General features: G+C 75.2%; 19 protein-coding genes. 6 read left to right on the top strand and 13 right to left on the bottom strand.

The annotated features are described in order from the left end of the window. Nucleotides 1-99: 99 nt before the first annotated feature. Entirely contained in the window at nucleotides 100-1,356 is a 1,257-nt protein-coding gene (locus ACH436_RS13285) for an LVIVD repeat-containing protein (protein WP_430560664.1), read from the bottom strand. Between ACH436_RS13285 and ACH436_RS13290 the strand changes: the two genes are divergently transcribed. Continuing rightward, a complete protein-coding gene (locus tag ACH436_RS13290; RefSeq protein ID WP_430560665.1) occupies nucleotides 1,355-1,675 on the top strand; it encodes a hypothetical protein in 321 nt (106 codons plus the stop codon). The two genes, ACH436_RS13285 and ACH436_RS13290, sit on opposite strands and share 2 nt — an antisense overlap. After that, entirely contained in the window at nucleotides 1,672-2,400 is a 729-nt protein-coding gene (locus tag ACH436_RS13295; RefSeq protein ID WP_430560666.1) for a DUF305 domain-containing protein, read from the top strand. Before ACH436_RS13290 ends, ACH436_RS13295 begins: the two co-directional genes overlap by 4 nt. A gap of 40 nt (nucleotides 2,401-2,440) precedes the next feature. Here the strand turns inward: ACH436_RS13295 and ACH436_RS13300 are convergent, their stop codons facing one another. Further along, entirely contained in the window at nucleotides 2,441-4,681 is a 2,241-nt protein-coding gene (locus ACH436_RS13300; RefSeq protein WP_430560667.1) for a SpoIIE family protein phosphatase, read from the bottom strand. Nucleotides 4,682-4,782: 101 nt separating this feature from the next. Beyond that, the gene (locus tag ACH436_RS13305; protein WP_430560668.1) at nucleotides 4,783-5,610 is read right to left on the bottom strand and encodes a type II CAAX prenyl endopeptidase Rce1 family protein; all 828 of its coding nucleotides are present in this window, start codon (nucleotides 5,608-5,610) and stop codon (nucleotides 4,783-4,785) included. Nucleotides 5,611-5,702: 92 nt separating this feature from the next. Between ACH436_RS13305 and ACH436_RS13310 the strand changes: the two genes are divergently transcribed. Next, entirely contained in the window at nucleotides 5,703-7,490 is a 1,788-nt protein-coding gene (locus ACH436_RS13310) for a SpoIIE family protein phosphatase (RefSeq protein WP_430560669.1), read from the top strand. A gap of 2 nt (nucleotides 7,491-7,492) precedes the next feature. Here the strand turns inward: ACH436_RS13310 and ACH436_RS13315 are convergent, their stop codons facing one another. The 9 genes from ACH436_RS13315 to ACH436_RS13355 form a co-directional block, all read right to left on the bottom strand. Further along, a complete protein-coding gene (locus ACH436_RS13315; RefSeq protein WP_430560670.1) occupies nucleotides 7,493-8,500 on the bottom strand; it encodes a WxL protein peptidoglycan domain-containing protein in 1,008 nt (335 codons plus the stop codon). 7 nt (nucleotides 8,501-8,507) lie between these two features. Beyond that, nucleotides 8,508-10,190 carry an HtaA domain-containing protein gene (locus tag ACH436_RS13320; RefSeq protein ID WP_430560671.1) on the bottom strand — a complete coding sequence of 561 codons (1,683 nt, stop codon included), beginning with the start codon at nucleotides 10,188-10,190 and terminating at the stop codon, nucleotides 8,508-8,510. A 78-nt stretch (nucleotides 10,191-10,268) separates the two neighbouring features. After that, nucleotides 10,269-11,660 carry a hypothetical protein gene (locus ACH436_RS13325; RefSeq protein WP_430560672.1) on the bottom strand — a complete coding sequence of 464 codons (1,392 nt, stop codon included), beginning with the start codon at nucleotides 11,658-11,660 and terminating at the stop codon, nucleotides 10,269-10,271. Further along, nucleotides 11,657-12,952 carry a hypothetical protein gene (locus tag ACH436_RS13330; protein WP_430560673.1) on the bottom strand — a complete coding sequence of 432 codons (1,296 nt, stop codon included), beginning with the start codon at nucleotides 12,950-12,952 and terminating at the stop codon, nucleotides 11,657-11,659. The genes ACH436_RS13325 and ACH436_RS13330 overlap by 4 nt, the downstream gene beginning before the upstream one ends. Further along, nucleotides 12,949-13,791 carry a heme ABC transporter ATP-binding protein gene (locus tag ACH436_RS13335; protein WP_430560674.1) on the bottom strand — a complete coding sequence of 281 codons (843 nt, stop codon included), beginning with the start codon at nucleotides 13,789-13,791 and terminating at the stop codon, nucleotides 12,949-12,951. The genes ACH436_RS13330 and ACH436_RS13335 overlap by 4 nt, the downstream gene beginning before the upstream one ends. Next, complete coding sequence (locus ACH436_RS13340; RefSeq protein ID WP_430560675.1) at nucleotides 13,788-14,915, bottom strand: FecCD family ABC transporter permease; 1,128 nt, start codon at nucleotides 14,913-14,915, stop codon at nucleotides 13,788-13,790. Before ACH436_RS13340 ends, ACH436_RS13335 begins: the two co-directional genes overlap by 4 nt. Further along, a complete protein-coding gene (locus tag ACH436_RS13345) occupies nucleotides 14,912-16,054 on the bottom strand; it encodes a hemin ABC transporter substrate-binding protein (RefSeq protein ID WP_430560676.1) in 1,143 nt (380 codons plus the stop codon). The genes ACH436_RS13340 and ACH436_RS13345 overlap by 4 nt, the downstream gene beginning before the upstream one ends. A gap of 197 nt (nucleotides 16,055-16,251) precedes the next feature. Beyond that, a complete protein-coding gene (locus tag ACH436_RS13350; RefSeq protein WP_430560677.1) occupies nucleotides 16,252-16,902 on the bottom strand; it encodes a heme oxygenase (biliverdin-producing) in 651 nt (216 codons plus the stop codon). A 213-nt stretch (nucleotides 16,903-17,115) separates the two neighbouring features. After that, nucleotides 17,116-17,811 carry a hypothetical protein gene (locus ACH436_RS13355; RefSeq protein WP_430560678.1) on the bottom strand — a complete coding sequence of 232 codons (696 nt, stop codon included), beginning with the start codon at nucleotides 17,809-17,811 and terminating at the stop codon, nucleotides 17,116-17,118. A 194-nt stretch (nucleotides 17,812-18,005) separates the two neighbouring features. On the opposite strand from ACH436_RS13355, the gene ACH436_RS13360 reads away from it, so the two are divergent. Together ACH436_RS13360 and ACH436_RS13365 are read left to right on the top strand one after the other, a co-directional pair. Then, entirely contained in the window at nucleotides 18,006-18,635 is a 630-nt protein-coding gene (locus ACH436_RS13360) for a DinB family protein (RefSeq protein WP_430560679.1), read from the top strand. Further along, entirely contained in the window at nucleotides 18,632-19,054 is a 423-nt protein-coding gene (locus ACH436_RS13365) for a VOC family protein (RefSeq protein WP_430560680.1), read from the top strand. Before ACH436_RS13360 ends, ACH436_RS13365 begins: the two co-directional genes overlap by 4 nt. Before the next feature lie 61 nt (nucleotides 19,055-19,115). Here ACH436_RS13365 and ACH436_RS13370 read toward each other — a convergent pair whose 3' ends face one another. After that, nucleotides 19,116-19,643, bottom strand: a complete 528-nt coding sequence (locus ACH436_RS13370) for a hypothetical protein (RefSeq protein ID WP_430560681.1) — start codon at nucleotides 19,641-19,643, stop codon at nucleotides 19,116-19,118. A gap of 154 nt (nucleotides 19,644-19,797) precedes the next feature. Between ACH436_RS13370 and rlmC the strand changes: the two genes are divergently transcribed. Then, nucleotides 19,798-21,045 carry a 23S rRNA (uracil(747)-C(5))-methyltransferase RlmC gene (gene rlmC, locus ACH436_RS13375; RefSeq protein WP_430560682.1) on the top strand — a complete coding sequence of 416 codons (1,248 nt, stop codon included), beginning with the start codon at nucleotides 19,798-19,800 and terminating at the stop codon, nucleotides 21,043-21,045. The last annotated feature ends 14 nt before the right edge of the window (nucleotides 21,046-21,059 follow it).

Consider the following 21,059-nt stretch of genomic DNA (forward strand, 5'->3'; position numbering starts at 1 on the left):
GCTTCCGCTCTTCCGCAGCAGACGACGGCGGCCGGCCCACCCTCCAGGGTGGACCGGCCGCCGTCGGCGTTCCCGGCCGCGCGGGCCGGGATCAGCGACTCAGAACTTCTCCTGCATCTGCGGGTTCAGCGACTTCAGGTTGGTCTTCGCCTTCCCGTCGATCGCGTCGTCGATCTCGAACGTGTCGAAACCGATGCCGAGGTCGTTGGAGTAGGCGTAGCCGTTGTACCAGTAGGTGGACCAGGTGCCACCGCTGGAGATGCCGGCGCCGCGGTCGAACCAGGCGAGCTCGGTCGGGTTGGACGAGTCGGTGAAGTCGAACACCGACACGCCGCCCTGGTACCAGGACTGCACCATGAGGTCCTTGCCCTGGACGGGGATCAGCGAGCCGTTGTGCGCCACGCAGTTCTCGGAGGCGTCGTTGATGCGCGGGATCTTGTAGTAGCTCTTGAAGACGAGCTCCTTGCCGTTCTTCCCGCCCTTCTTGACGACCTTCTCGATGTCGTAGATGCCGTTGGCGCCGAGCTCCGGGGCGTACTCGCCGGTGCAGGTCGCCAGGCCGCCGCCGCCGAGCTCGTCGGTGAAGACGACCTTGGTCGCGTCGTTGTTGAAGGTGGCCGAGTGCCAGAAGGCGAAGTTCTCGGTGTCGCGGACCGTGCTGATCACCTTCGGGTGGGCGCGGTCCTTGATGTCCATGAGGATGCCGTCACCCATGCACGCACCGGCGGCGAGGTCGTACTTCGCGTAGGTGGTGATGTCGTGGCAGCCGGACGTCGCCGAGGCCCGGCGGGTCGAGTCGCCCTCGTAGCCGCCGTCGGGGAAGAGGTTCGGCGTGCCGACGAGCTCGGCGCCCGCCGGGTTCTTCACCGGGATCTTCACGACCGAGATGATGTCGTGGGGCGGCTGGCAGTCGGGAAACGACGAGCTCGGGCTGTACGACGAGACGTAGACGTACAGGTCCTTGCCGTTCTTCGTCGGCGCCAGCGAGTGGGTGTGGGACCCGCACGCCGTCTCGACCGACTTCACGTACTCGGGCGCGAGCGGGTCGGAGATGTCCCAGACCTTGATGCCCTCCCAGGCGTCCTTCTGCGTGGCGGGCCGGGTCGTCGAGGCGCAGGAGTCGTCGCTGCGCGACGAGTCGGTGGACAGCACCAGGATGTCGCCGTAGACGGAGATGTCGTTCTGCGAGCCGGGGCAGTACACCTGGAGCGCCTGGACGGGCTCCTCCGGGTCGGACAGGTCGTAGACGGTGAAGCCGTCGTAGTTGCCCGCGTAGGCGTACTTGCCCTGGAACGCGATGTCCGAGCCGGTGCCCTGGAGGGCGCCGTTCTTGGGGCTGTTGCTGAGATGCTCCATGTTCGACGACGCCACCTCGCCGGGCGGGACGTCCGGCTCGGCGGCATCGGAGGCCGATGCGGGGGCCGCGAGACCCAGCGCACCCGCGGCCAAGGTCAACGAGAGGGCGACACCGGCGACGCCTCTCATCCGTGAACTGCTCGTCCGTGAACTCCGCATCCGTGAACTCCTCATCCGTGAACTCAGGTTGGACGACGCGCAAGCGCCACACCTCGTTGTGTTGGTCACACTGAGTGTTGTCTGGAAGCATCCTCCCCACCAGGTGTGCGGGCATCTTTTTACGCCGTGGCAACACCCTCAGGAGAGGATCTTCCGGTGATCACAGACCGCTGGCTCCGTCCCGCGCACGGCCGTCGCGCCGCCCTGACCTGTGCCGCCGTCCTCGCGGTGGGACTCGTCGCGGGGTGCACCGCCGAGGAGCCCGAGCCTGCGTCGACCCCGTCGTCGGCCGTCCTCGCGCCGGGAAAACCGGGCGAACCGGCCGAGACCATCGCCCCGGAGGACTACGAGGGCATGGGCGACGAGGACGTGGTCACCGACGCCGACGCCGACTTCATGACGCGGATGATCGGCCACCACGCGCAGGCGGTGGAGATGGCGCAGCTGGTCCCCGACCGGTCGACCTCGGAGCCGCTCGCGAAGTTCGCCGACCGCATCCGCCTGACGCAGACCGGCGAGATCGACTACATGAGCCGCTGGCTCGAGGACCAGGGTCTCCCGGTGCCCGCCGTGGCGACGGCGTCCTCGGCCGCGCCGTCGGACGGGAGCGGGCCGCGCGCGCCGCAGGCCCACGACCACGACTCCATGCCGGGCATGCTCACCGACGCCGAGATGACGGCCCTGGAGGACGCCGACGGCACGGCGTTCGACCGGCTCTTCCTCGAGGGCATGATCAAGCACCACGCGGGCGCCCTGGAGATGGTCGACGACGTCAGCGCGGGCGGGCGGGACGAGACGGTCCAGGAGTTCGCGGCGAACGTGGCGGCGGACCAGATCGCGGAGATCGACCGGATGTCCCGCCTGCTCGACGAGCTCCCCGGCTGAGCGCGGCCGGTCGTCGCCGGTGGTCGCCGGCGCCCCGCCGTCAGCGGCGGCCGGGCGCCGTGATCATGAGCATCGTGGAGTCGTCGTCGGACTCGAGGCCGGCGAGCTTGTGCTCGATCACCTCGAGGTCGCGGGTGAGTCCCACCGTGGAGCGCAGGTCCTCCAGCCGCTCCAGCAGCCGGGTGCCGCGCCGCTCCACGAGGCCGTCCGTGTAGAGCAGCAGGGACTCGCCCGGCGCGAGCTCGATCCGGCCCGCCCGCACGGCCTGGCGCATCGCCCCGACCGGCGGGTTGCGCACCACCTCGACGAACCGCGCGCCGTGCGTGTCCGCGAGCACGGGCGGCAGGTGCCCGGCGCAGACGTAGTCCACGACCCCCGCGACCCCGTCGGCGTCCGCCGGCCCGGCCTCGAGGATGCCGACGAGCACCGTGGCCATGTCGTCGGTGAGGAGCGTGCGGGCGAGCCGGTCCAGCCCGGCCGCGGCCGTCGCGACGTCACGGTGCTCCAGGAGCAGGGTCCGCAGGCCGTTGCGCAGCTGGTTCATCGCGGAGGCCGCGGGCAGCCCGTGCCCCGCGACGTCGCCGATGACCAGCGCGGCGCGGCCGTCCGGCAGCTCGAACGCGTCGTACCAGTCGCCCCCGACGCTGCCTCCCTCCGCCGGCCGGTAGCGCGCCTCCAGCTCCCACCCTGGGACGGTCGGCAGCTCCGCCGGCAGCGAGGAGTGCTGCAGCACGAGCGCCGCCCCGAGGTCGGGCCGCGAGCGCCGGTACAGCAGCTCGACGATCGTCCGCCGCGCCACGAGCGCGGCGCGCACGTCGTGGTCCGACCAGGGCTCGCAGGTGCCGTGCACCGCCTCGCGCCACGCCGCGAACGACTGCCGCGGGCCCACGCGCACGACGGCGCCGTCCTCGTCGCGGTCGACGGTCTTGGCGTGCGGGTCCCCGCCCCACGTCAGCTCGCGCGCGACCTCGCGCCGGAAGAGGGCCAGGAGGTCGCCGTCGGGCAGCGGGGCCACGAGCGCGCCGGCGACGTCGCCGAGGCGACCCGCGAGCTCCGGGTGCTCGAGGCGCAGGTCGTGCGACGTGTACACGGGCTCGGTGCCGCCGTCCTTGCGGGGGCGCGCGGCCCGCCGCACGGCCTCGACGACGGCGTCCGGCGCGTCCGGCACCAGGCCGACCGACGCCGTCACGTCCCCGGTGCGGACCACCGCGCCGTCGACGCCGAGGATCCGCAGCAGCCCCGGCTGCGCGACCGCCTCGGCCACCGGGTCGTCCTCCGCCCGCACCATGGCCCCGAGGGCGCGGGCGACCTCGCGGGCGTGCTGCGCGTCGTCGGCGGCGGCACGTACCACCATCTGCAGGGACAGCCCCGACGCGAGCGCCTCGGCGGCCGCGCGGACCTCGAGCGACGGCGTGTGCGGGCCGTCGACGTGGTGGCACGCGACCATGCCCCACAGGCGCCCGCCCCGCAGCAGCGAGATCGACATGGAGGCGCCGACCCCCATGTTCCGCAGGTACTCCACGTGCACGGGCGACACCGCGCGCAGGCTCGCGAACGAGAGGTCGGTCGGTTCCCCGGCGGGCAGCAGCGGCGGCACCAGGGGGCGCGGCACGGATGCGACGTCGTGGATGAGGCGCAGCCAGCTCTTCTCGTACAGCGCCCGCGCCTGCGGCGGGATGTCGGCCGCGGGGTAGCGGTGGCCGAGGAAGGGGTCCAGGCCCGGGCGGAGGGCCTCTCCGACGACCTGGCCGTGGTGGTCCTCGTCGAACCGGTAGACCATCACCCGGTCGAAGCCGGTCACCTCGCGCACCCCGCGCGCGGTGAGGTCGTACAGGTCGTCCAGCGACCCGACGGTCGCCGCCTGGGCGAGCACGGTGTACGCGGTCCGGTACGGCTCCGCCGGGTCGGCGTCCTGGTCCACGAGCGGCTCGAGCTCGACGACGACGGCGCCCTGCGGGTTGCGGTGGGTCGAGGCCACCCAGGTGCGGCCGTCCAGCGTCACCCGCCGCAGGCCGTCGGCGAGCGGCCCGCCCTCGGTGACGTCGTCCAGCCGCAGGGCCGCCGCGGCGTCGTCGCCGAGCACCGCGGGCAGGGACAGGCCGAGGACGTCGGACGGCGCCGGGCCGAGCAGCTCGGCGAGGTTGGCGGAGGCCTGCACCACGACGTCGTCCTGCAGCACGAGCAGCACGCCGCGGGGCTGCACCGCCCCGGGCACGTGGATGGGTTCCGCGGCGCAGGTGTCGAGATCGCTGTCGTCCGGGCCGTGCTCTGGGTCCTGCATGTCCGACCACACCCGTCCGGGCTCGTCACCGCTAGCTGCCGCGTCTTGGCATGCGCGAACCCTCCCACGGCCGACGAGCGCGCTCCAAACCCGGCCCGGTCTCAGGGGGCGGTGACGAAGACGTCGAACAGCTCCGGATGGTGCCCGTGCACCAGGACGGCGAACACGACGAGGTCGAACAGCAGGTGCACCGCCACCACGTAGGTGAGGCTCTTGTAGCGGCTGAAGATCCACCCCTGCACCAGGGCGAACGGCACGGTGAGCAGCGGACCCCACTCCCGGTAGCCGAGCTCCCACAGGAAGGACACGAAGATGACGGCCTGCAGCACGTTCGCCGTCCACAGGCCGAAGTGCCGGCGCAGCAGCGCGAACACGGTGCACACGAAGAACAGCTCGTCCCAGATGCCCACCGCGTTGACGCCGAAGAACAGCCGGGCGATGTCCTGCCCGCCGTCGAGCTCCGGCCAGTTGAGGTAGGCCCCGGAGCCCAGGAAGTACCACGGCAGCACGAGGTAGCCCACCGCCACCACGGCGACGAGGTACGCGTACTGCCCGCGCGACCAGCGCCGCCCCGTCGCGACGGGGAACCGCACCGCGCCGGCGCCGTCGTCGTCGCGGAACCAGAACTTCGAGGCCGCCCACGGCACCAGCACCGCGAGGGACAGCACGACGGCGAACCGGGCGATGCCGCCGTCCGACAGGTCCGCCTCGAGCGAGATGGTCGAGATGATGCCGAGCGCGACGGCGATCAGCGCGAGGTCGCGGCCGAGCCGCCGGTCCACGAGCAGCCCGAGCGCCACACCGGCCACCAGGGGCAGGTAGGCGAGGGGTCGCACGTGCACCGCGAACAGCAGCACGGCCGACGCGGACACGAGGGCGGCGGCCAGGATCCGTGGCATCTGGGCGGGGGCGCGGCGGGTGAGGTCCATCGTGCGGCGAGGATATCCGGGCGTCCGCGTGGGAGAATCCGGCACATGGTCGCGGGTCGCGGGGCGCACAGCCGTGACGGGGGTGCGCGCCGGTGACCTCGCGATCCTCGGGCACCGGGGCGACGCCCCTGGGCGCCCCGACGGCCGCCGCGGTGCAGGCGCTCGTCGCCGCCGGGCTCGCCCGGCCCGCCGCGGACGAGTCGTTCGACCGCTTCGCACGGCTCGTGCAGCGCCAGCTCGGCGTCCCCACGGCCCTCGTGACGCTCGTGCTCCCGGACGCCCAGGTGTATCCCGGCGCGCTCGGGCTGCCCGACCCCTACCAGGTGACCCGGCGCACCACCCTCGCCGAGCCGTTGTGCGGCGAGACCATCCGCACCGGGCAGCCCCTCGTCGTCGAGGATCTGCGCGGCGACCCGCGCTTCGCCAGCCGGGAGACCGTCACCGAGCTCGGGATGGGGTCCTACGCAGGCTTCCCGATCTTCGACCGGCACGGCACCGCCGTCGGAACCGTGTGCGCACTGGACACCGAGGCGCACGCCTGGAGCGCCAGCGACCTCGCCACGCTGGCCGACCTGGCCGCCGCGTGCACCGCCGAGCTGCGCCTGCGCCTCGAGCGGCAGCGGGCGCACCGCATCCAGCAGGTGGCCGTGCACGCCACGCGCCGCACCCGCATGCTGCTCGACCTCACCGACCGGTTCGCCGCCGCGACGACCCTCGACGAGATCGTGGACGCGCTGCGCGCCTCCGGTCCCGGGCTCGGCACCGTGTGGGCCGCCCTCGCGCTCTGCGACCCCGGCGGGGCGGGCCTCACCCTCGTGGAGCGCGACGGCGCCTACCCGTACCTGCCGCGGCACTGGCGGCTCGACGACCCGGCCGTGGCGGCGGTCGCGCGGGCCCGCCGGGCCGCCTTCTTCCGGGACGGCGCGGCGGCGCTGCACGAGCAGCCCACCTGGGCGCCGTGGGTCGACCCGTCACTCGGCGGGCTCGCCCTGGTGCCGATGGTCGTGGACGACCGGCTGCTCGGCGTCGTCGTCCTGCTCTGGCGCGGGCCGCACGAGCACGACGACGAGAGCCGCCGCACGGCCGCCACCCTCGCGTCGTGCGTCGCGCAGGCCCTGGTGCGCGTCCGGGTGCTGGAGGACCGGCACCGGGTGGCCACCACGCTGCAGGCCGCGATGCTCACCGACCTGCCGCACGTGCCGTACCTCGAGCTCGCGTCGACGTACGCGTCCGCGACCCGCACGGACAAGGTGGGGGGCGACTGGTACGACGCGGTCGAGCTCGACCCGCGCTCCACGGTGCTGATGATCGGCGACGTCACCGGGCACGACATGCAGGCCGCCGCACGCATGGGTCAGCTGCGGGCGATGCTGCGCACGCTCGCCTGGTGCCAGGACGCTCCGCCCGCCCGCCTGCTGCGCGAGCTGGACCGCGCGAACCGCGGCCTGGGGCTGACGGCGAGCGGCACCGCCGTCGTCGCGCGCCTCGACCGCACCGGGCGCGGCGAGCCCGGCAGCGGCGACGACCGGTGCCGGCTGTGGTGGGCGAGCGCCGGCCACCCGCTGCCGGTGGTGCTGCGGGCCGACGGCAGGGTGCACGAGCTCGACGGCCGCCCCGACCTCATGCTGGGCGTCGACCCGTCGGTCCCCCGGCGGGACCACGCAGCCGAGCTCGGCCCCGGCGACACGCTGGTGCTGTACACGGACGGGCTCGTGGAGTCGCGCACCGAGTCCTTCGCCGTCCGCGCCGCGAACCTGCGGGGCGTCCTCGCGGACCTGCACGGGACCCCGACGGCCGAGCTGCCGCAGCGGCTCGTCGACCGGATGGTGCACGGCCAGCAGCGCGACGACGTGGCCGTGCTCGCCGCCCGCGTCCGCTGACGTCAGCTGCAGCGGGACCGCCACAGCGGCCAGGCGACCGCGGCGGCGGCGACGAGCACGACGACGCCGAGCAGCGCCCAGGGGACGGCCCAGCCCGCGGCGGTGCCGGTGGCGGTGGTCGCCCCGCCGCCCCCGACGCCGACGACGAGCCCGTCCGCGCGCACGTCGGCGGTGACGCGGAACGTCGGGCGGACGCCGTCGACCTGCACGGTGCGGCGCACGACCGCGCCGGGCAGCAGCTCCTCCGCCGGCTCGCCGCCGCCGACCGCGCTCGTCCCGGGACCGGTGAGGCGCACCGTCTCGGTCGGCACGACGCGCGCGTTGCCGGTGTTGGCGAGGGTGTAGGTCACGGTGGCGCGCGCCGCGCCCACCGGGTTGGCGGTCGGGTGCACTACGACGCCGACGTCGGACACCGCCAGCCCGGGCGCGAGCGCCCCGCCGACCCGGGCGTGCACCCGCAGCGCGAGCCGCCGGTCCACGCTCAGCGCGCCGTCGCCCACCAGCTGGCGCAACGAGGTCACGACGCCGCCCGCATGGTCCCCGGGCGGGGCGTCGGCCGGAACACGAAGGACGAAGGGCACGTCGGTCGACGCCCCCGGCTCGATCGTGACGGTGCCGTCGTCCCCGCCGTCGAGCGTCAGCCACGACCCGAGGCCGGACGGTTCCTGGTCGGCGGGCAGCAGGTCGAGGTGCCCGCTCGTGGTGCTGACGGCGTCGGTCGCGTAGACGGACAGGTCGAGCGGCGCGCCGGAGCGGTTGGTCACGACCAGGACGTCGCGGACCCGCTCCCCCGGCTCGACGTCGTAGGCGAAGTTGGCGCGGCTGTCGCCCTGCGCGCCGTCCTTCGGGGCGAGGGACCAGGTGAGGTCGTCGGTCGCGGCCTGCGCCGTCGCGGGGACGGGCAGGACGACGGCCACGACGGCGACCGCGGCGGTGGCGAGGACGGCCGCCGCCGCGGCGCGCACCCGAGACGGGGCGCGCCGCGACGACGGACGGTGATGCGTGCTCACGGGACGGTCAGCCCACCGCGGTGAGGGTCAGCACGCCGGTGTAGTCGCCGGCCGGCGTGGAGAGCGGGATGCTCAGGTCGAGCCCGGCGTACACGGCGACCGAGCCGGCCGCGTGCCCCTCGGGCGCGGAGACGAGCGTCGCCCCGCCCCGCAGCCCGGAGCCCGCGCCGGGGGCCACAGCGGCGCCCGCGACCGCACCGCCGGTGTTGGCGCCGAGCGCCGGCGTCCAGCCGAGCGCGGAGCCGCTGAACGACCGGTCGCCGGCGAAGAAGTCCGTCACCGTGCCGGTGACGCTCCAGGCCGGGCTGCCGGCGCGGGTGTCGGTCACCGTGACGCGGCGCAGGTCGCCCGTCGCGGTGAAGGCCGCATCGCCCTGGGTCGCGGTGCCGAGGCTGACCGCGCCGCCGGACGCGATGGTCCACGTGAACTCGCCCGGCTCCGGCTCGACCGGGCCGCCGCCGTCACCCTCGGGCACGGTGACCTCCACGTCGACGTTCTCGCCGTCGCCGCCCGCGGGCGTGAACGCGACGGGGACGGCGAGCTCCTGCGTGGCGTTGGCGGCCGCGCCGCCGGCGGCGTAGGTGTACACGCCGTAGCGGCCCTCGGCGGTGTCGTCGGTCCTCACCTCGAGGTCGGCGGTGAACGTGCCGTCCGCGTTCAGGAGCACGAGCTGGTCGGCCACGTTCGGGCTGGCGGCCTTGAGCTGCGAGTACGACGGCTCGGGCAGCGCCCACTTCTGGCTCACGACCTTGCGGGCCGACGACGCGACGCCGTCCGACGGCCGCCAGTCCTGCGCGAACTTCCCGAAGACCACGTACACGCCGGTCGGCTGGCCGGTGGTGATCGGCGGCCGCGTGGCCGTGTTGGCTGCCGGGTCGAAGCCGCTGCCCGTCACGGTGAGCGTGCCGGTCGTCGCGGGGTCGAAGCCTTCGCTCCTCGAGAGCGACACCGACGGGTTCCAGGTCTGGGCGGCGGCCTCGAGGTCGGCCGTCACGGTGAGGTCGTCGAGCTCGGCGCCCTCCTGGAGGAAGTTCTGCAACGCGGACGCGCCGGCGGCCGTGAGCGTCACGCCGTCCGCGGAGACGGAGACCTGGTCGCCCGACACGTCGACCGTCGTGGTCGCGACGTCGCCGAGGACGACGTCGTCGCCGCCGTAGGTGCCCGGCTCGTAGTCCAGGGTGTTCTCCGGGATGACCACGCTCAGGTCGCCCACGACCTTCCCGACGCCGCCCGCGACCTCGATGCCCACGTTCTCGACCGTGACCGTGAAGGCGTGCGACGGGAAGTGGAACACCGCCCCGCCGGAGGTCTCGACCGCGAGGTCGTCGGCGTCGGTGACGCTGCCACCCGCGACGGGCAGCAGGTAGGGCAGCGTCTCGTTCGGGGGCGTCGTGTCGACGGTGGCGGCGGGCGTGCCGTCCACGTCGAACGTCGCCGGCTCGACGAGGGTGATGCGCTCGCCCACGGGCACCGCGCCGACGGGCGGCAGCGCCGCCGTCTGGAGCCCGACGTAGCGGCGGAAGCTCTCGCGGAAGCCCCACGAGGCGCTGCCGCTGTCCGCGACGACGTCCCGCGGCTCGGCGGCCTGGGCGGAGGGCGCCGCGACGAGCGCGGCCCCGAGGCCGACGGCGAGCGCCCCGGCGCCCGCGACCAGCCGGCCGTACCGGGCCGGACCGAAGGTCTTCGACATGTCTGTTGTCCGTTCGTTCGTGAAGGGAGGGAGGTGGGGTGGGGCGGGGGTCTGGGCGGCCGCTGGGCGTACGGACAGCTAGGGCCGGAAGGGCAGCACGAGCCAGCGCCTGCGGAAGCCGACGACGGCTCCCGAGGCGGCGAGCAGCAGCCCGGTGGTGACGACGGCGAGGCGGTCGGTGCCGGTGCCGTCGCCGGTGCGCAGCAGGTCGGGCACGAGCGCCGGCGCACCGCCACCGAGGGTCGCGGCCTGCACGGCGGGGAACGCGGTGAGCGCAGCGTCGGCGAGCGTCGCGGCGCCGGGTGCGCGGGGCGTGGCGAGGCCGGCAGCCCCGGTCCCGACGCCCGGTCCGCCGCCGGCACCGGGTCCGGGCCCGGCCGCGCCACCGGTCGTCCCGCCGGTCCCGGAGGGGGCGCCCCCCGACGAACCGGGCCCGGCGGGTGCGGCGGTGCCGCCGCCCGTGCCGACGCCGCTCACCGGCGGCGTGCTGCCGATGCTCTCCGCGGCGTCGAAGCTCACGCCGACGACGGCGGGCGGCTTCGCGGCGTCGCGGTGCCCGGAGGAGTACCAGTAGGACGCCTGCCCGGTGCGCTGCTGGAAGTCGACGAGGCTCTGCGGGAACGAGCCCCAGCACGACCCCGCCGGGTCCTGGCGCACCTGCGGGCTGCTGTCGCCCACCGCGACGCGCACGCCGCAGTAGGCGGGCTGCAGGAACCCGCCCTTGCTCCCCGTGAGCTTCTCGCCGTCGAACCGCGCCAGCGTGACCTTCGTCGCGGGCAGCCGGCCCCACCGCGTGACGTCCTCGCGGTCGGCGGCGTACCCGCCGGCGGTCGCGGTGAGCGTGCCGTCGCCGTCGGCGTCCAGCCGCAGCACGGGGTCGCTGGCCCACCAGTACGTCATGCCGCCGTAGAACACGACGGTGAACGAGCCGCTCCACGCGATCTCGACCGAGCCGTCCGCCTCGCGCGTCCCGCGACCGCCGGCCATCACGACCTCGGCGCCCGTGGTGGTGGAGAGCGTGACCTTCTCACCGGTCGGCCCGGTGCACCGGGTGCCGAACGTCGCCTGCCGCTGCGTCGCGTCCGCACCCGTGCCGACCGGTCGCAGCACCCGCACGTGGCCGGCGCGGCCGTGGTACAGCCCGGCGTCGCCGTCGGCCCAGATCCGGCTGCCGCCCGTGTCGCCGTCCGTGCCGGGCGTGCCGGCCATGAGGAAGTTGCAGCCCACGTAGTTGCCGGAGCCGGCCTCGGCGTTCACGGCCCACCGGAGCTCGGCGTCGGTCAGCGTCGCGGCGCCGCCGTCGTCCCCGTCGCCGTCCTCGCCACCGTCCCCGTCACGCTCGGGCACGGTGACGGTGAGCGGGACGACGCCGTCCTGGTCGTCCGCCGCGAGCGCGGGGGCCGCGGGCAGGGCGAGGAGCGCGAGCACCGCCGCCGCGCCGAGGCCCGCGCGGGCGCGCCGCGCGATCACGGCTGCGCCTCCGGGTCGGGCTGCGCCGTGCCGGCCGGGGTCGCGGCGCGGGCCGCGCGGCGGCGGCGCGCTGCGGTGACGGCGGACGTCACGACGAGGATCAGGAGCAGCAGGCCCGCGGCGCCGACGGCGAGCTCCGCCGGGCTGTACGCGAGGCCGAGCGGACCGGCGCCCGCGGCCGGGCCGTCGGCGCTCGCCGTCGCGACGAGGGCGTCGGCGGCCTCGGCCTCGGCGGGGTCGCGCGTGACCGTCACCTCGATCTCGGGTTCCCGCCCCGACGACGCGCCCGTGAGCCGGAGCACGTGGGTGCCGAGCCGCAGGTCGGACGGCAGCTCGAGCAGCCCGGCCACCTCGCCGTGGGTGCCCGCTCCGAGCGGGCCGACGGCGAGCACGCCGTCGTCGAGGGTCGCGACCACCTGCTCCCCCGGCTCGAAGCCCTGCCCCGCGAAGCTCAGCACCCGGCCCGCCACGGCGGTCGCCCTGTCGACGCCGAGGGTGGCCTTGCCGGGCAGCTCCGCCGTCGTGCCGGCGGGCGCGTCGGCGCCGCCGTCCCCGTCCGTCGGGGCTGTCGCGCCCGTGGCGGCCTGCCCGGCGCTCGCACCCTCGGGCTCCTCGCCGTCCCCGTCCTGGGGCGCACCGCCACCGCCGCCCGTGCCGGGCGCGCCGGCGCTCTCGAAGGTGACGGGCGTGAACGTCTCGTTGGCGGCGTTGGCGACGCCGTGGGCGCCGATGGTGATGACGCCGCACCGCACCTGCGTGCAGTCCACGTCCACGGGGCTGCCGGACCGGTCGACGGTGCGGAACTGCGCGCCCGGCACGACGAGCCTCGCGGACCACGAGCCGTCGGCCGCGAGGGTGCCGCCGTTCGCCTCGGCCGCGGTGGTCGACCCGGGGAACGCGACGAACCGCTGGTAGCCCGCGTTGTCCGCGGCCTCGGAGTCGGGCACGTAGCGCAGCGTCTCGCCGGTGGCGCCGCCGGCGCTGGGCCGCCACGACCCGCCGGACGGGTCGGAGACCCAGCCGAACAGCACGTAGACGCCGCCGAAGGCGTTCTTCACGGACTGGAACCCGCTGCCGCGCAGCGTGAGCGTCGTGGGGCCGTCGGCTGCGGCGCGCGCGGCGCCGTCCAGACCGGAGACGGAGACGCGCGCCGCGGCGTGCGCCGCCGGGGCGGTCGCGACCAGCGCGCCGGTGCCGAGCGCCAGGGTCAGCAGCAGGGCGAGCAGGACCGACGCCGGTCGAGCCGGTCGAGCCGGCCGGACGGCGGCCGACGGGAAGCGGGTGGGGTTCATGCGAGGTCCTCGGCGAGCGGCGGGAGCGCCTGGTCGGGATCGGGTGCGCCACCGCCACCGTGGCGGGGCAGCACGAGCAGGGCGCCGGTCACGGGGTGGGGCAGCACGTCGACGGGGTGGTCGTAGACGTCGGTGAGCAGGGCGGTGGTGAGCACGTCGGCGGGCGCGCCGTGCGCGGTGACGCGGCCGCCCGCGAGCACGAGGACACGGTCGGCCCACGCCGCGGCGAGCGCCAGGTCGTGCAGCACGACGACGACGGCGCCGCCGGCCCGTGCGTGGTCGCGCGCCCGGGCGAGCACGCGCTCCTGGTGGCGCACGTCGAGCGCGGCCGTGGGCTCGTCGAGCAGCAGGAGGCGCGGCTCCTGGGCGAGCACGCGGGCGTACGACGCCCGGGACTTCTCGCCGCCGGACAGCGACGGGTAGCGGCGGGCGGCGAGGTGGGTGACGTCGGCGTCGGCGAGCGCGCCGGCCACGACGAGGTCGTCGCGGTCCTCCGCGTCGGTGCCGCGCCAGGGCGCCCGGCCCATGCGCACGACGTCGACGACGCGGAACGGGAAGCTGACCTGGTTCTCCTGGAGCAGCACGCCGCGGTGGCGGGCGAGCTCGGCCGGGCGCACGGCAGCGACCGGGGCGCCGTCGAGGGTGACGGTGCCCGCGTCCGGCGCGCGGTCCCCCGCGAGCACGGAGAGCAGCGTGGACTTGCCCGCGCCGTTGGGACCGACGACGACGAGCACCTCGCCGACGTGCACGTCGACGTCGACGGCGTCGAGCAGGGCGGCGCCGTCGGCGCGCCCGTCCACCCGCACGGTGGCGCCCCGCACCTGGAGCAGCGCGCTCATGCCCAGCCCCCCGCCTGCCGGCGGGTGCGCCGCACGAGCCAGAGGAAGAACGGCCCGCCGACGAGCGCGGTGAGCATGCCGATCGGCAGGTCCGCGTAAGGCACGGCGGTGCGTGCGACGAGGTCGGCGGCGAGCAGCAGGACGGCGCCGCCCAGCGCGCTGGCGGGCACGAGCACGCGGTGCCCGGGGCCGACGGCCATCCGCACGAGGTGCGGCACGACCAGGCCGACGAACGAGATGATGCCGCAGAACGCGACGGCCGCGGCGGTGAGCAGCGCGACCACGACGACCGCCACGACGCGCAGGCGCTCGACGTCGACCCCGAGGTGCCGGGCCGACCGCTCGCCGAGGGCGAGCAGGTCGAGGCGGCGCGCCATCGCCCCCGCGGCGACGAGCCCGACGACCACCAGCGGAGCGACGATCGCGACGTACGCCCACCGGGTGCCGTTGAGGGACCCGAGCTGCCAGAACACGATCTGCTCACGCTCCTGCGTGTCGCCCAGGAACGTGAACAGCGCCAGCACCGCCCCGCACACGGCGTTGATCGCGACGCCCGTGAGCACCAGCGTCACGACCTCCGTGCGTCCGCCGGACCGGGCGAGCGCGTAGACCGCGAAGGTCGCGACGAGCCCGCCGAGGAAGGCGGCGCCCGCCGTCGTCCAGGGGCCCGCGACGCTCACGCCCAGCACGATCGTCGCCGACGCCGCGACGGCCGCCCCGGACGAGACCCCGACCACACCGGGCTCGGCGAGCGGGTTGCCGAACACGCCCTGCATGAGCGCGCCCGCGGCGGCGAGGGCGGCCCCCACGAGCATCGCCATGAGCACGCGCGGGAAGCGGATCGTCCACAGGGCGGCGTACCCGTTCGGGTGCGTGGGCTCGGGCCCCAGCTCGAGGCCGAGGCCCCGGGCGAGGCCGCCGAGCACCTCCACGGGCGGGATGTGCAGGTGCCCCGAGCCGGCCGCGACGACGGCGAGCGCCAACAGCGCCGTCGTCAGGCCTCCGAAGAGCCAGGCCACGCGGGCCGGGACCGCCCGGGGCAGCGCCGTGGCCGGCTCCCGGGGTGTGGCGTCGGGCAGCCCGGCGCGCGCGGGCCGAGGCGCCCGGGGCGTGGTCGCCGTCATCCCTCGCCCCCGGGCACGCTCGCGGGCGCGTAGAGCGCGCGGGCCAGCGCGTCGAGCACGCCGGCGGTCTCCGGCCCGAACGCGAGGATCTGGGCGTCGTCCATCGCGACGATGCGCCGGTTCTCCCCCGCGGGGGTCTGCGCGAGGGCGGGCAGCCGCTCCAGGAGCCCGTCCACCCCGCCGGCGGACTCGAGCCCCTGGGACATCATGAGCAGCACGTCGGGCTGCGCGGCGACGATGCCCTCGTCGTTGACGGGCCGCATGCCCTTCCACCCGATCTCGGAGGCGACGTCGACGGCCCCCACGGACTCGACGAGCGAGTCCGCGCCGGAGCCCTCGCCGAACAGGTAGTAGACGCCCGCCTGGCCGCGCACGTACAGGAAGGCGACGCGCAGCCGGTCGGCCTGCTCGCGGGGCGCGAGCTCCGCGACCTGCGCGACGACGTCGTCGACCTCGGCCCGGGTGCGCTCCGCCAGCTCGGCCCCCTCGTCGGGGACGCCGAGAGCCTCCGCGATCGACCGGACGAGGTCGCCCGACGTCTCCACGCTGCGGTGCGGGTCCAGGACGACGACGGGGATGCCGGCGTCGCGCATCTGCATGAGCACGTCCCACGGCCCGAGCGTGGTGTCGGTGAGGATCACCGTGGGCGCGAGCTCCAGGATCGCCTCCCCCGTGAGCTCGTGGCCGTTCGCCGTCACCAGCGGCAGGTCCGCGATCTCGGGGAAGGTGGAGGACGTGTCGCGGCCCACCACCCGGTCGCCGAGGCCCAGCTCGAAGACGGTGCGCGAGAGCGTGCCGTACAGGTCGAGCGCCAGGATCCGGCTCGTATCGGTGACGGTGACCTCGGTGCCCTGGGAATCGGTGACGGTGACCGGGAGCTGCGGCTGCGGGTCGTCGGCGACGGGGGCGACGGGCGTGTCGGCGGTGCGCACGACCGTCTCCCCGGTCCACTCCCGCGGGTCGTCGAGCGCGTCCAGCTCGGACAGCGGCGTCGTGTCCACCGCGGCCACCCGCTGCTCGACGACGCCGCCCGGACCCAGCGCCGTGCAGCCGGTGAGGACCAGCGCGACGAGCGGGGCGACCAGCAGCGCGAGAGGGGCGAGGGTGCGGCGGGCGTGCCGGACCGGGCGCGAGGGCATGCAGGTACTCCTTGGTGGGGCGACCCCTGGCGGGGCCGGGCCGGACGCGACCTCGCGCCGGGTTTGCTGAGGCGAGCCTAACTTAGGCCAGGCTGGCCTTACTTGTCATGATCGAGGCAGGGATCGGCCCGGGTGATCCGCGTCACCCGGGCCGCGCCGTCGGGGCCGCCGTCGGGGCCGCGGCGGCCGGCCGCGGCTCAGGGGTGGGCGACGCCCAGCTCCACGAACATCGCACGGTTGAGGCGGAACGCCTCCTGCGCCTCGGAGACCGCGAGGTCCACCTCGGTGTCGTCGAGCTCGAGCCCGTCGAGGCGCTCGCGGTACACGTCCTTGAACGGCTTCGCCTTGGGAATCTCCGGGAAGTCGTAGAACTCCAGCCCCTCCGCGCCCATGCCGTAGTGCCGCTGCATCATCCGCTGGATGACCTGGCCGCCGGAGAGGTCGCCGAGGTAGCGCGTGTAGGCGTGGGCCGCGTAGCACGCGACGTCGCCGCCGACGGCGTGCAGCCGCGCGACGTAGCGCTCCGTCGCGGGCAGCACCCGCACGACGTCGCGCCAGCCGGCGCCGTACAGGTGCGCGAGGTCGCGCTCGATGGCGGGGACGCGCGTGAGCTCGTCGAAGACCAGGTCCTGCCCGCGCTCGTCCGCGCGCATCCGCTCGCTCGCCTGCTCGAGGGCCGTGTAGACGGCGAGCTGCTGCGCGGCGAGGTCGGCGTACGCGGCGACGTCGAGCCGGCCCGACAGGAGCCGCTCGACGAACCCCTCGGACTCCGCCTGCGAGTGCTCGGCACGCGTGCCCTCGCGCAGCCGGGTCGAGAGCGGGACCAGCTCCGCGGCGACGACCGTCATGAACGACCTCCAGGGTGAACGGCCGGGCTCCCGGCGCGACAGGTCATGACAGAACGTCACGACACGGCGTCACGATAGCACCCGAGATTAGGCTTGCCTATCCTCATCCCGAGGAGGGAGACGACAGGTCGCCGGCGTGCCCGGGGCGCGCCGGGAGCGCACGACGGCGGCCGGAGCACCCGCGGGCGCCCCGGCCGCCGTCGGCCCGACCGCTCAGTCGAGCTCGATCGTGCGCACGATCCGCTCCCCGTAGCCGGACGTCGCGACCACCTTCACCCGCGCGTCATCGTCCGCCCGGAACGTCCGCCCGAGCGTGACGTTGCCGTACGCCCCGGCCTTCGCCGACGTCGACGCCACCCGCTGGCCGTCGCGGTAGAACGTCGCCTTCCACGTCGAGCCCTTGCGGGGGCTGTTGACCCGCAGCTTCGCCGTCACGCGGTCGTCGTCGCGCTCGGCGACGGCGTAGCCGTAGCGGGCACCCTTGACACCCTTGCCGTTGCGGCAGGCGAGGTCGTCGTCCAGGGTGACGACGCGCTCCAGGCGCTCGCCGTACCCGGAGGCGGCGACCACCTTGATCCGGGCGTCGTCGTCCGCCCGGAAGGTCTTCGCGAAGCTCACGTCGCCGTTGCGCGCCGTGCGCTTCGTCTGCTGGTGGACCTTGGTGCCCCCGCGGTAGACCTTCACGGTCCACTTCTTGCCGGCGTGCTTCGAGTCGATGGTCAGGCCCGCGCGGAGCCGGTCGTCGTCGCGCTCGGTCAGGCCCACGCGGTACTGCGAGTCCTTCGTCGCGTACCCCGAGCAAGAAATGCGGTCGTCGTCGTCCGCGTGCGCGGCGCCGGCACCGGCGACCAGGCCGCCCCCGGCGAGCGACAGGGCGAGCAGCGTTCCGAGAATGCGGTTCTTCAGCATGATGCTCCCAGATCCGGGCCACGGGCGCGGACGCGCGGTGTGGCTTCGTCGGTGACGCTATGGACGGTGCATGAGCCCGTCGTGACGGCTGTGTGAGGCCGCTCTCATCCGTGGTTCACGTCCGGTTCCCCCGCGGTCCCGGCGAGATCCGGAGAACCGTTGCCACCCGCGGCTCGATGCGCGAGCGTGGACCCGTGACGACATCGACGCCGCCCCCGGACGCCAAGGCCGTGCTCCACCGCTCCCTGCGAGGCGCGCGCGAGGCGCTCCTGTGGAAGGTGGAGGGCCTGTCGGAGCGGGAGGCCCGCCTGCCCCGCACGCCCACCGGCACCAACCTGCTCGGGCTGGTCAAGCACGCGGCGACCGTGGAGATCGACTACTTCGGCGGCGTGTTCGGCCGCCCGTGGCCCCGCCCCGACGCCGCGCCGTGGCTCGCCGCGGCGGACTCCCCCGACGCCGACGCGGACGCGCTCCAGGCGGAGTTCTTCGCCACCGCCGACGAGTCGCTCGCGCAGCTCGTCGACCTGTACCGGCAGGTCGGGGACTTCGCCGACGCCACCATCGACGCCCTGCCCCTGGACGCGCCCGGGCACGTCTGGTGGTGGCGCGAGGGCAACCGCGACGTCACGCTCCTCCAGGTCCTCGTGCACGTGTCCGCGGAGCTGAGCCGCCACGCCGGGCACGCCGACATCCTGCGGGAGGAGGCCGACGGCGCCGTCGGGATGCGGCCCGGGAACGGCAACCTCGCCGACGGGTTCGACTACGCCGCGTTCACCACCCGGCTGCGCGGCATCGCCGAGCAGTTCCCCGACGAGGGCCGATGACCGGCGCTGACGTCCCCACGCTCCGGCAGGTCGTGCTCGACACCACCGACGCACGCCGGCTCGCGGAGTTCTACCGCGAGCTGTTCGCGCTCGCGTACCGCGCCGGCGACGAGCCGCCGCCGCCCGGCGAGCCCGACCCGCACGGCGCCGACTGGCTCGTCCTGCGCAACCCCGCCGGGGTGCCGCTCGCGTTCCAGCAGGTGCCGTCGCTGCCGCCGCCCACCTGGCCCGACGACGGCGTGCCGCAGCAGCTGCACCTCGACGCCACCGTGCCGGACGTCGCCGCGCTGGACCGCCAGCACGAGCGCGCCCTCGCCCTGGGCGCGCGGCTGCTCCTCGACCGGTCGGACGACCCGGACGAGCCGCTGCGGGTCTACGCCGACCCCGCCGGGCACCCGTTCTGCCTGTTCGTCGGCTGACCTTCGCCGACCGAACGGCGCCCTGGCCGGCCGCGGCATGCCTGCCTGGGCGCGCCGCGCGTCAGGCGTACGAGTCGCAGCCCCAGCCGTCGCCGTCCCTGTCGAGGTCGTGGTAGTCGTTGCTGCCGACCCAGACCATCTTGCCGATGTCGGGGCAGTCGAGGTCCGGGCCGGGGTAGTTCCACGGCCCCTTGACGTACGTCCGCACGTAGTCGGCGGCGCGGTCCGCCGCGAGGTTGCGCTGCCCCGCGTACTTCACGATCCAGGTGCCCGACCGCGACTGCGAGTGCTTGTAGGTGTAGGCGCCCTTGGTGTTCGTCTTCACGGTGGCGATCTTGACCGGCTTGGCCGTGCCCGCCGGGTCGAACCACACGGCGATCGCCTTGCCGGCGCTCGGTGCCACCCAGCGGCCCGCCTTCTTGTACTTCAGGGAGCCTGCCAGGGTCACGGTGCCCCGAACGGCGACCGGCTCCGGCTTGGCGTTGAGCGTGAGGCTGGTGGGGTAGACCGTGACGGCCTGCGCCGGGAGGGCGGTGGCGCCGAGGCCGACGACGGCCGCGACCAGCACCCCAACGATGCGACGGAACATGAGGAGGCCCTTCGACGAGACGTGTCCCGGGAAGCGTAGGCTCGTCGGTCCCCCCGGACGCTCGTCGCGCCCTCCATTCACCCGCGCTCACGACGATCTTCACCCGTGCCCCGGCCCGGTCGGCAGCACGGCCGGGCCCGGGGACAATGGGCAGGTGCAGTGCCCCCACTTCGACGCCGGCCGCTGCCACTCGTGCACCCTCCTCGCGACGCCGTACCCGACCCAGGTGGAGGAGAAGGTGGCGCACGTGCGGGCGCTGCTGGCCGACGACCGCATCGACTGGCTCCCCGCCGTCACCGGCCCGGAGTCCGGCTTCCGCAACAAGGCGAAGATGGTGGTCAGCGGCACGGTCGACGAGCCGGTGCTCGGCATCCTCGGGTCGGCGGCGGGCCCCTTCGCCGGGCAGGGGATCGACCTCACCGACTGCGGCCTGTACCCGCGCGCGCTGCAGGAGTCGTTCCCGGTCCTGGCGGAGCTGATCACCCGGGCGCGGCTGCAGCCCTACGACGCCACGTCGCCGTCCCGCGGCGCACGCCGCCGCGAGACGCCGCGCGAGTCGGCGTGGCGGGGCGAGCTCAAGCACGTGCTCGTGACCCTGTCCGCGGACGGCGAGCTCATGGTGCGGTTCGTGCTGCGCAGCCAGGAGCCCGTCGCACGCCTCCGCAAGCACCTGCCGTGGCTGCTCGCCGCGCTGCCGCAGGTCGCGGTGGTCAGCGTGAACGTACAGCCCGCGCACGCCGCCGTCCTCGAGGGCGAGCTGGAGATCGTGCTCACCGAGCGCCAGGCCCTGCCGATGCGGCTCGACGGCATCACCCTGCACCTGCGCCCCCAGAGCTTCTTCCAGACCAACACCGCCGTCGCCACCGCCCTGTACGCGCAGGCCCGCGCCTGGGTGGACGAGGTCGCGCCCGCCTCCCTCTGGGACCTGTACTGCGGCGTCGGCGGCTTCGCGCTGCACTGCGCCGCCCCCGGGCGGGCGGTGACCGGCATCGAGATCTCCGCGGAGGCCGTCGCGAGCGCGACCGCCACCCGCGACGGGCTCGCCGCCCTGCCCGCGGACGCCGTCGTCGCCGGGCGTGACGCCGGCTGGTGGGCCGACGCCGTGGCCGGCGTCCGCTTCGCCGCCGGCGACGCCACCGAGCTCGCGCCCGGCTCCGCGCACGACGACGCGGCCCCCGAGCTGGTGATCGTCAACCCGCCACGGCGCGGCATCGGCGCGGACCTGTCGCGCCGGCTCGAGGAGTCCGGCGTCTCGCACGTGCTCTACTCGAGCTGCAACGCCGTCACGCTGGCCGAGGACCTCGCGCGGATGCCGTCGCTGCGGCCGACCCGCGCCCGCCTGCTCGACATGTTCCCGCAGACCAGCCACTACGAGGTGCTCGTCCTGCTCGAGCGCGGCTGAGGGACGTCGCGCCC

Source organism: Isoptericola sp. NPDC019693, from assembly GCF_044389085.1.
GTDB lineage: Bacteria > Actinomycetota > Actinomycetes > Actinomycetales > Cellulomonadaceae > Isoptericola.

Coding starts and splice junctions, on each gene's coding strand:
- ACH436_RS13290 (WP_430560665.1), top strand. CDS start 1,355: ATGTTCGACGACGCCACCTCGCCGGGCGGGACGTCCGGCTCGGCGGCA.
- ACH436_RS13285 (WP_430560664.1), bottom strand. CDS start 1,356: ATGGAGCATCTCAGCAACAGCCCCAAGAACGGCGCCCTCCAGGGCACC.
- ACH436_RS13300 (WP_430560667.1), bottom strand. CDS start 4,681: ATGCAGGACCCAGAGCACGGCCCGGACGACAGCGATCTCGACACCTGC.
- ACH436_RS13305 (WP_430560668.1), bottom strand. CDS start 5,610: ATGGACCTCACCCGCCGCGCCCCCGCCCAGATGCCACGGATCCTGGCC.
- ACH436_RS13320 (WP_430560671.1), bottom strand. CDS start 10,190: ATGTCGAAGACCTTCGGTCCGGCCCGGTACGGCCGGCTGGTCGCGGGC.
- ACH436_RS13330 (WP_430560673.1), bottom strand. CDS start 12,952: ATGAACCCCACCCGCTTCCCGTCGGCCGCCGTCCGGCCGGCTCGACCG.
- ACH436_RS13335 (WP_430560674.1), bottom strand. CDS start 13,791: ATGAGCGCGCTGCTCCAGGTGCGGGGCGCCACCGTGCGGGTGGACGGG.
- ACH436_RS13340 (WP_430560675.1), bottom strand. CDS start 14,915: ATGACGGCGACCACGCCCCGGGCGCCTCGGCCCGCGCGCGCCGGGCTG.
- ACH436_RS13345 (WP_430560676.1), bottom strand. CDS start 16,054: ATGCCCTCGCGCCCGGTCCGGCACGCCCGCCGCACCCTCGCCCCTCTC.
- ACH436_RS13350 (WP_430560677.1), bottom strand. CDS start 16,902: ATGACGGTCGTCGCCGCGGAGCTGGTCCCGCTCTCGACCCGGCTGCGC.
- ACH436_RS13355 (WP_430560678.1), bottom strand. CDS start 17,811: ATGCTGAAGAACCGCATTCTCGGAACGCTGCTCGCCCTGTCGCTCGCC.
- ACH436_RS13365 (WP_430560680.1), top strand. CDS start 18,632: ATGACCGGCGCTGACGTCCCCACGCTCCGGCAGGTCGTGCTCGACACC.
- ACH436_RS13370 (WP_430560681.1), bottom strand. CDS start 19,643: ATGTTCCGTCGCATCGTTGGGGTGCTGGTCGCGGCCGTCGTCGGCCTC.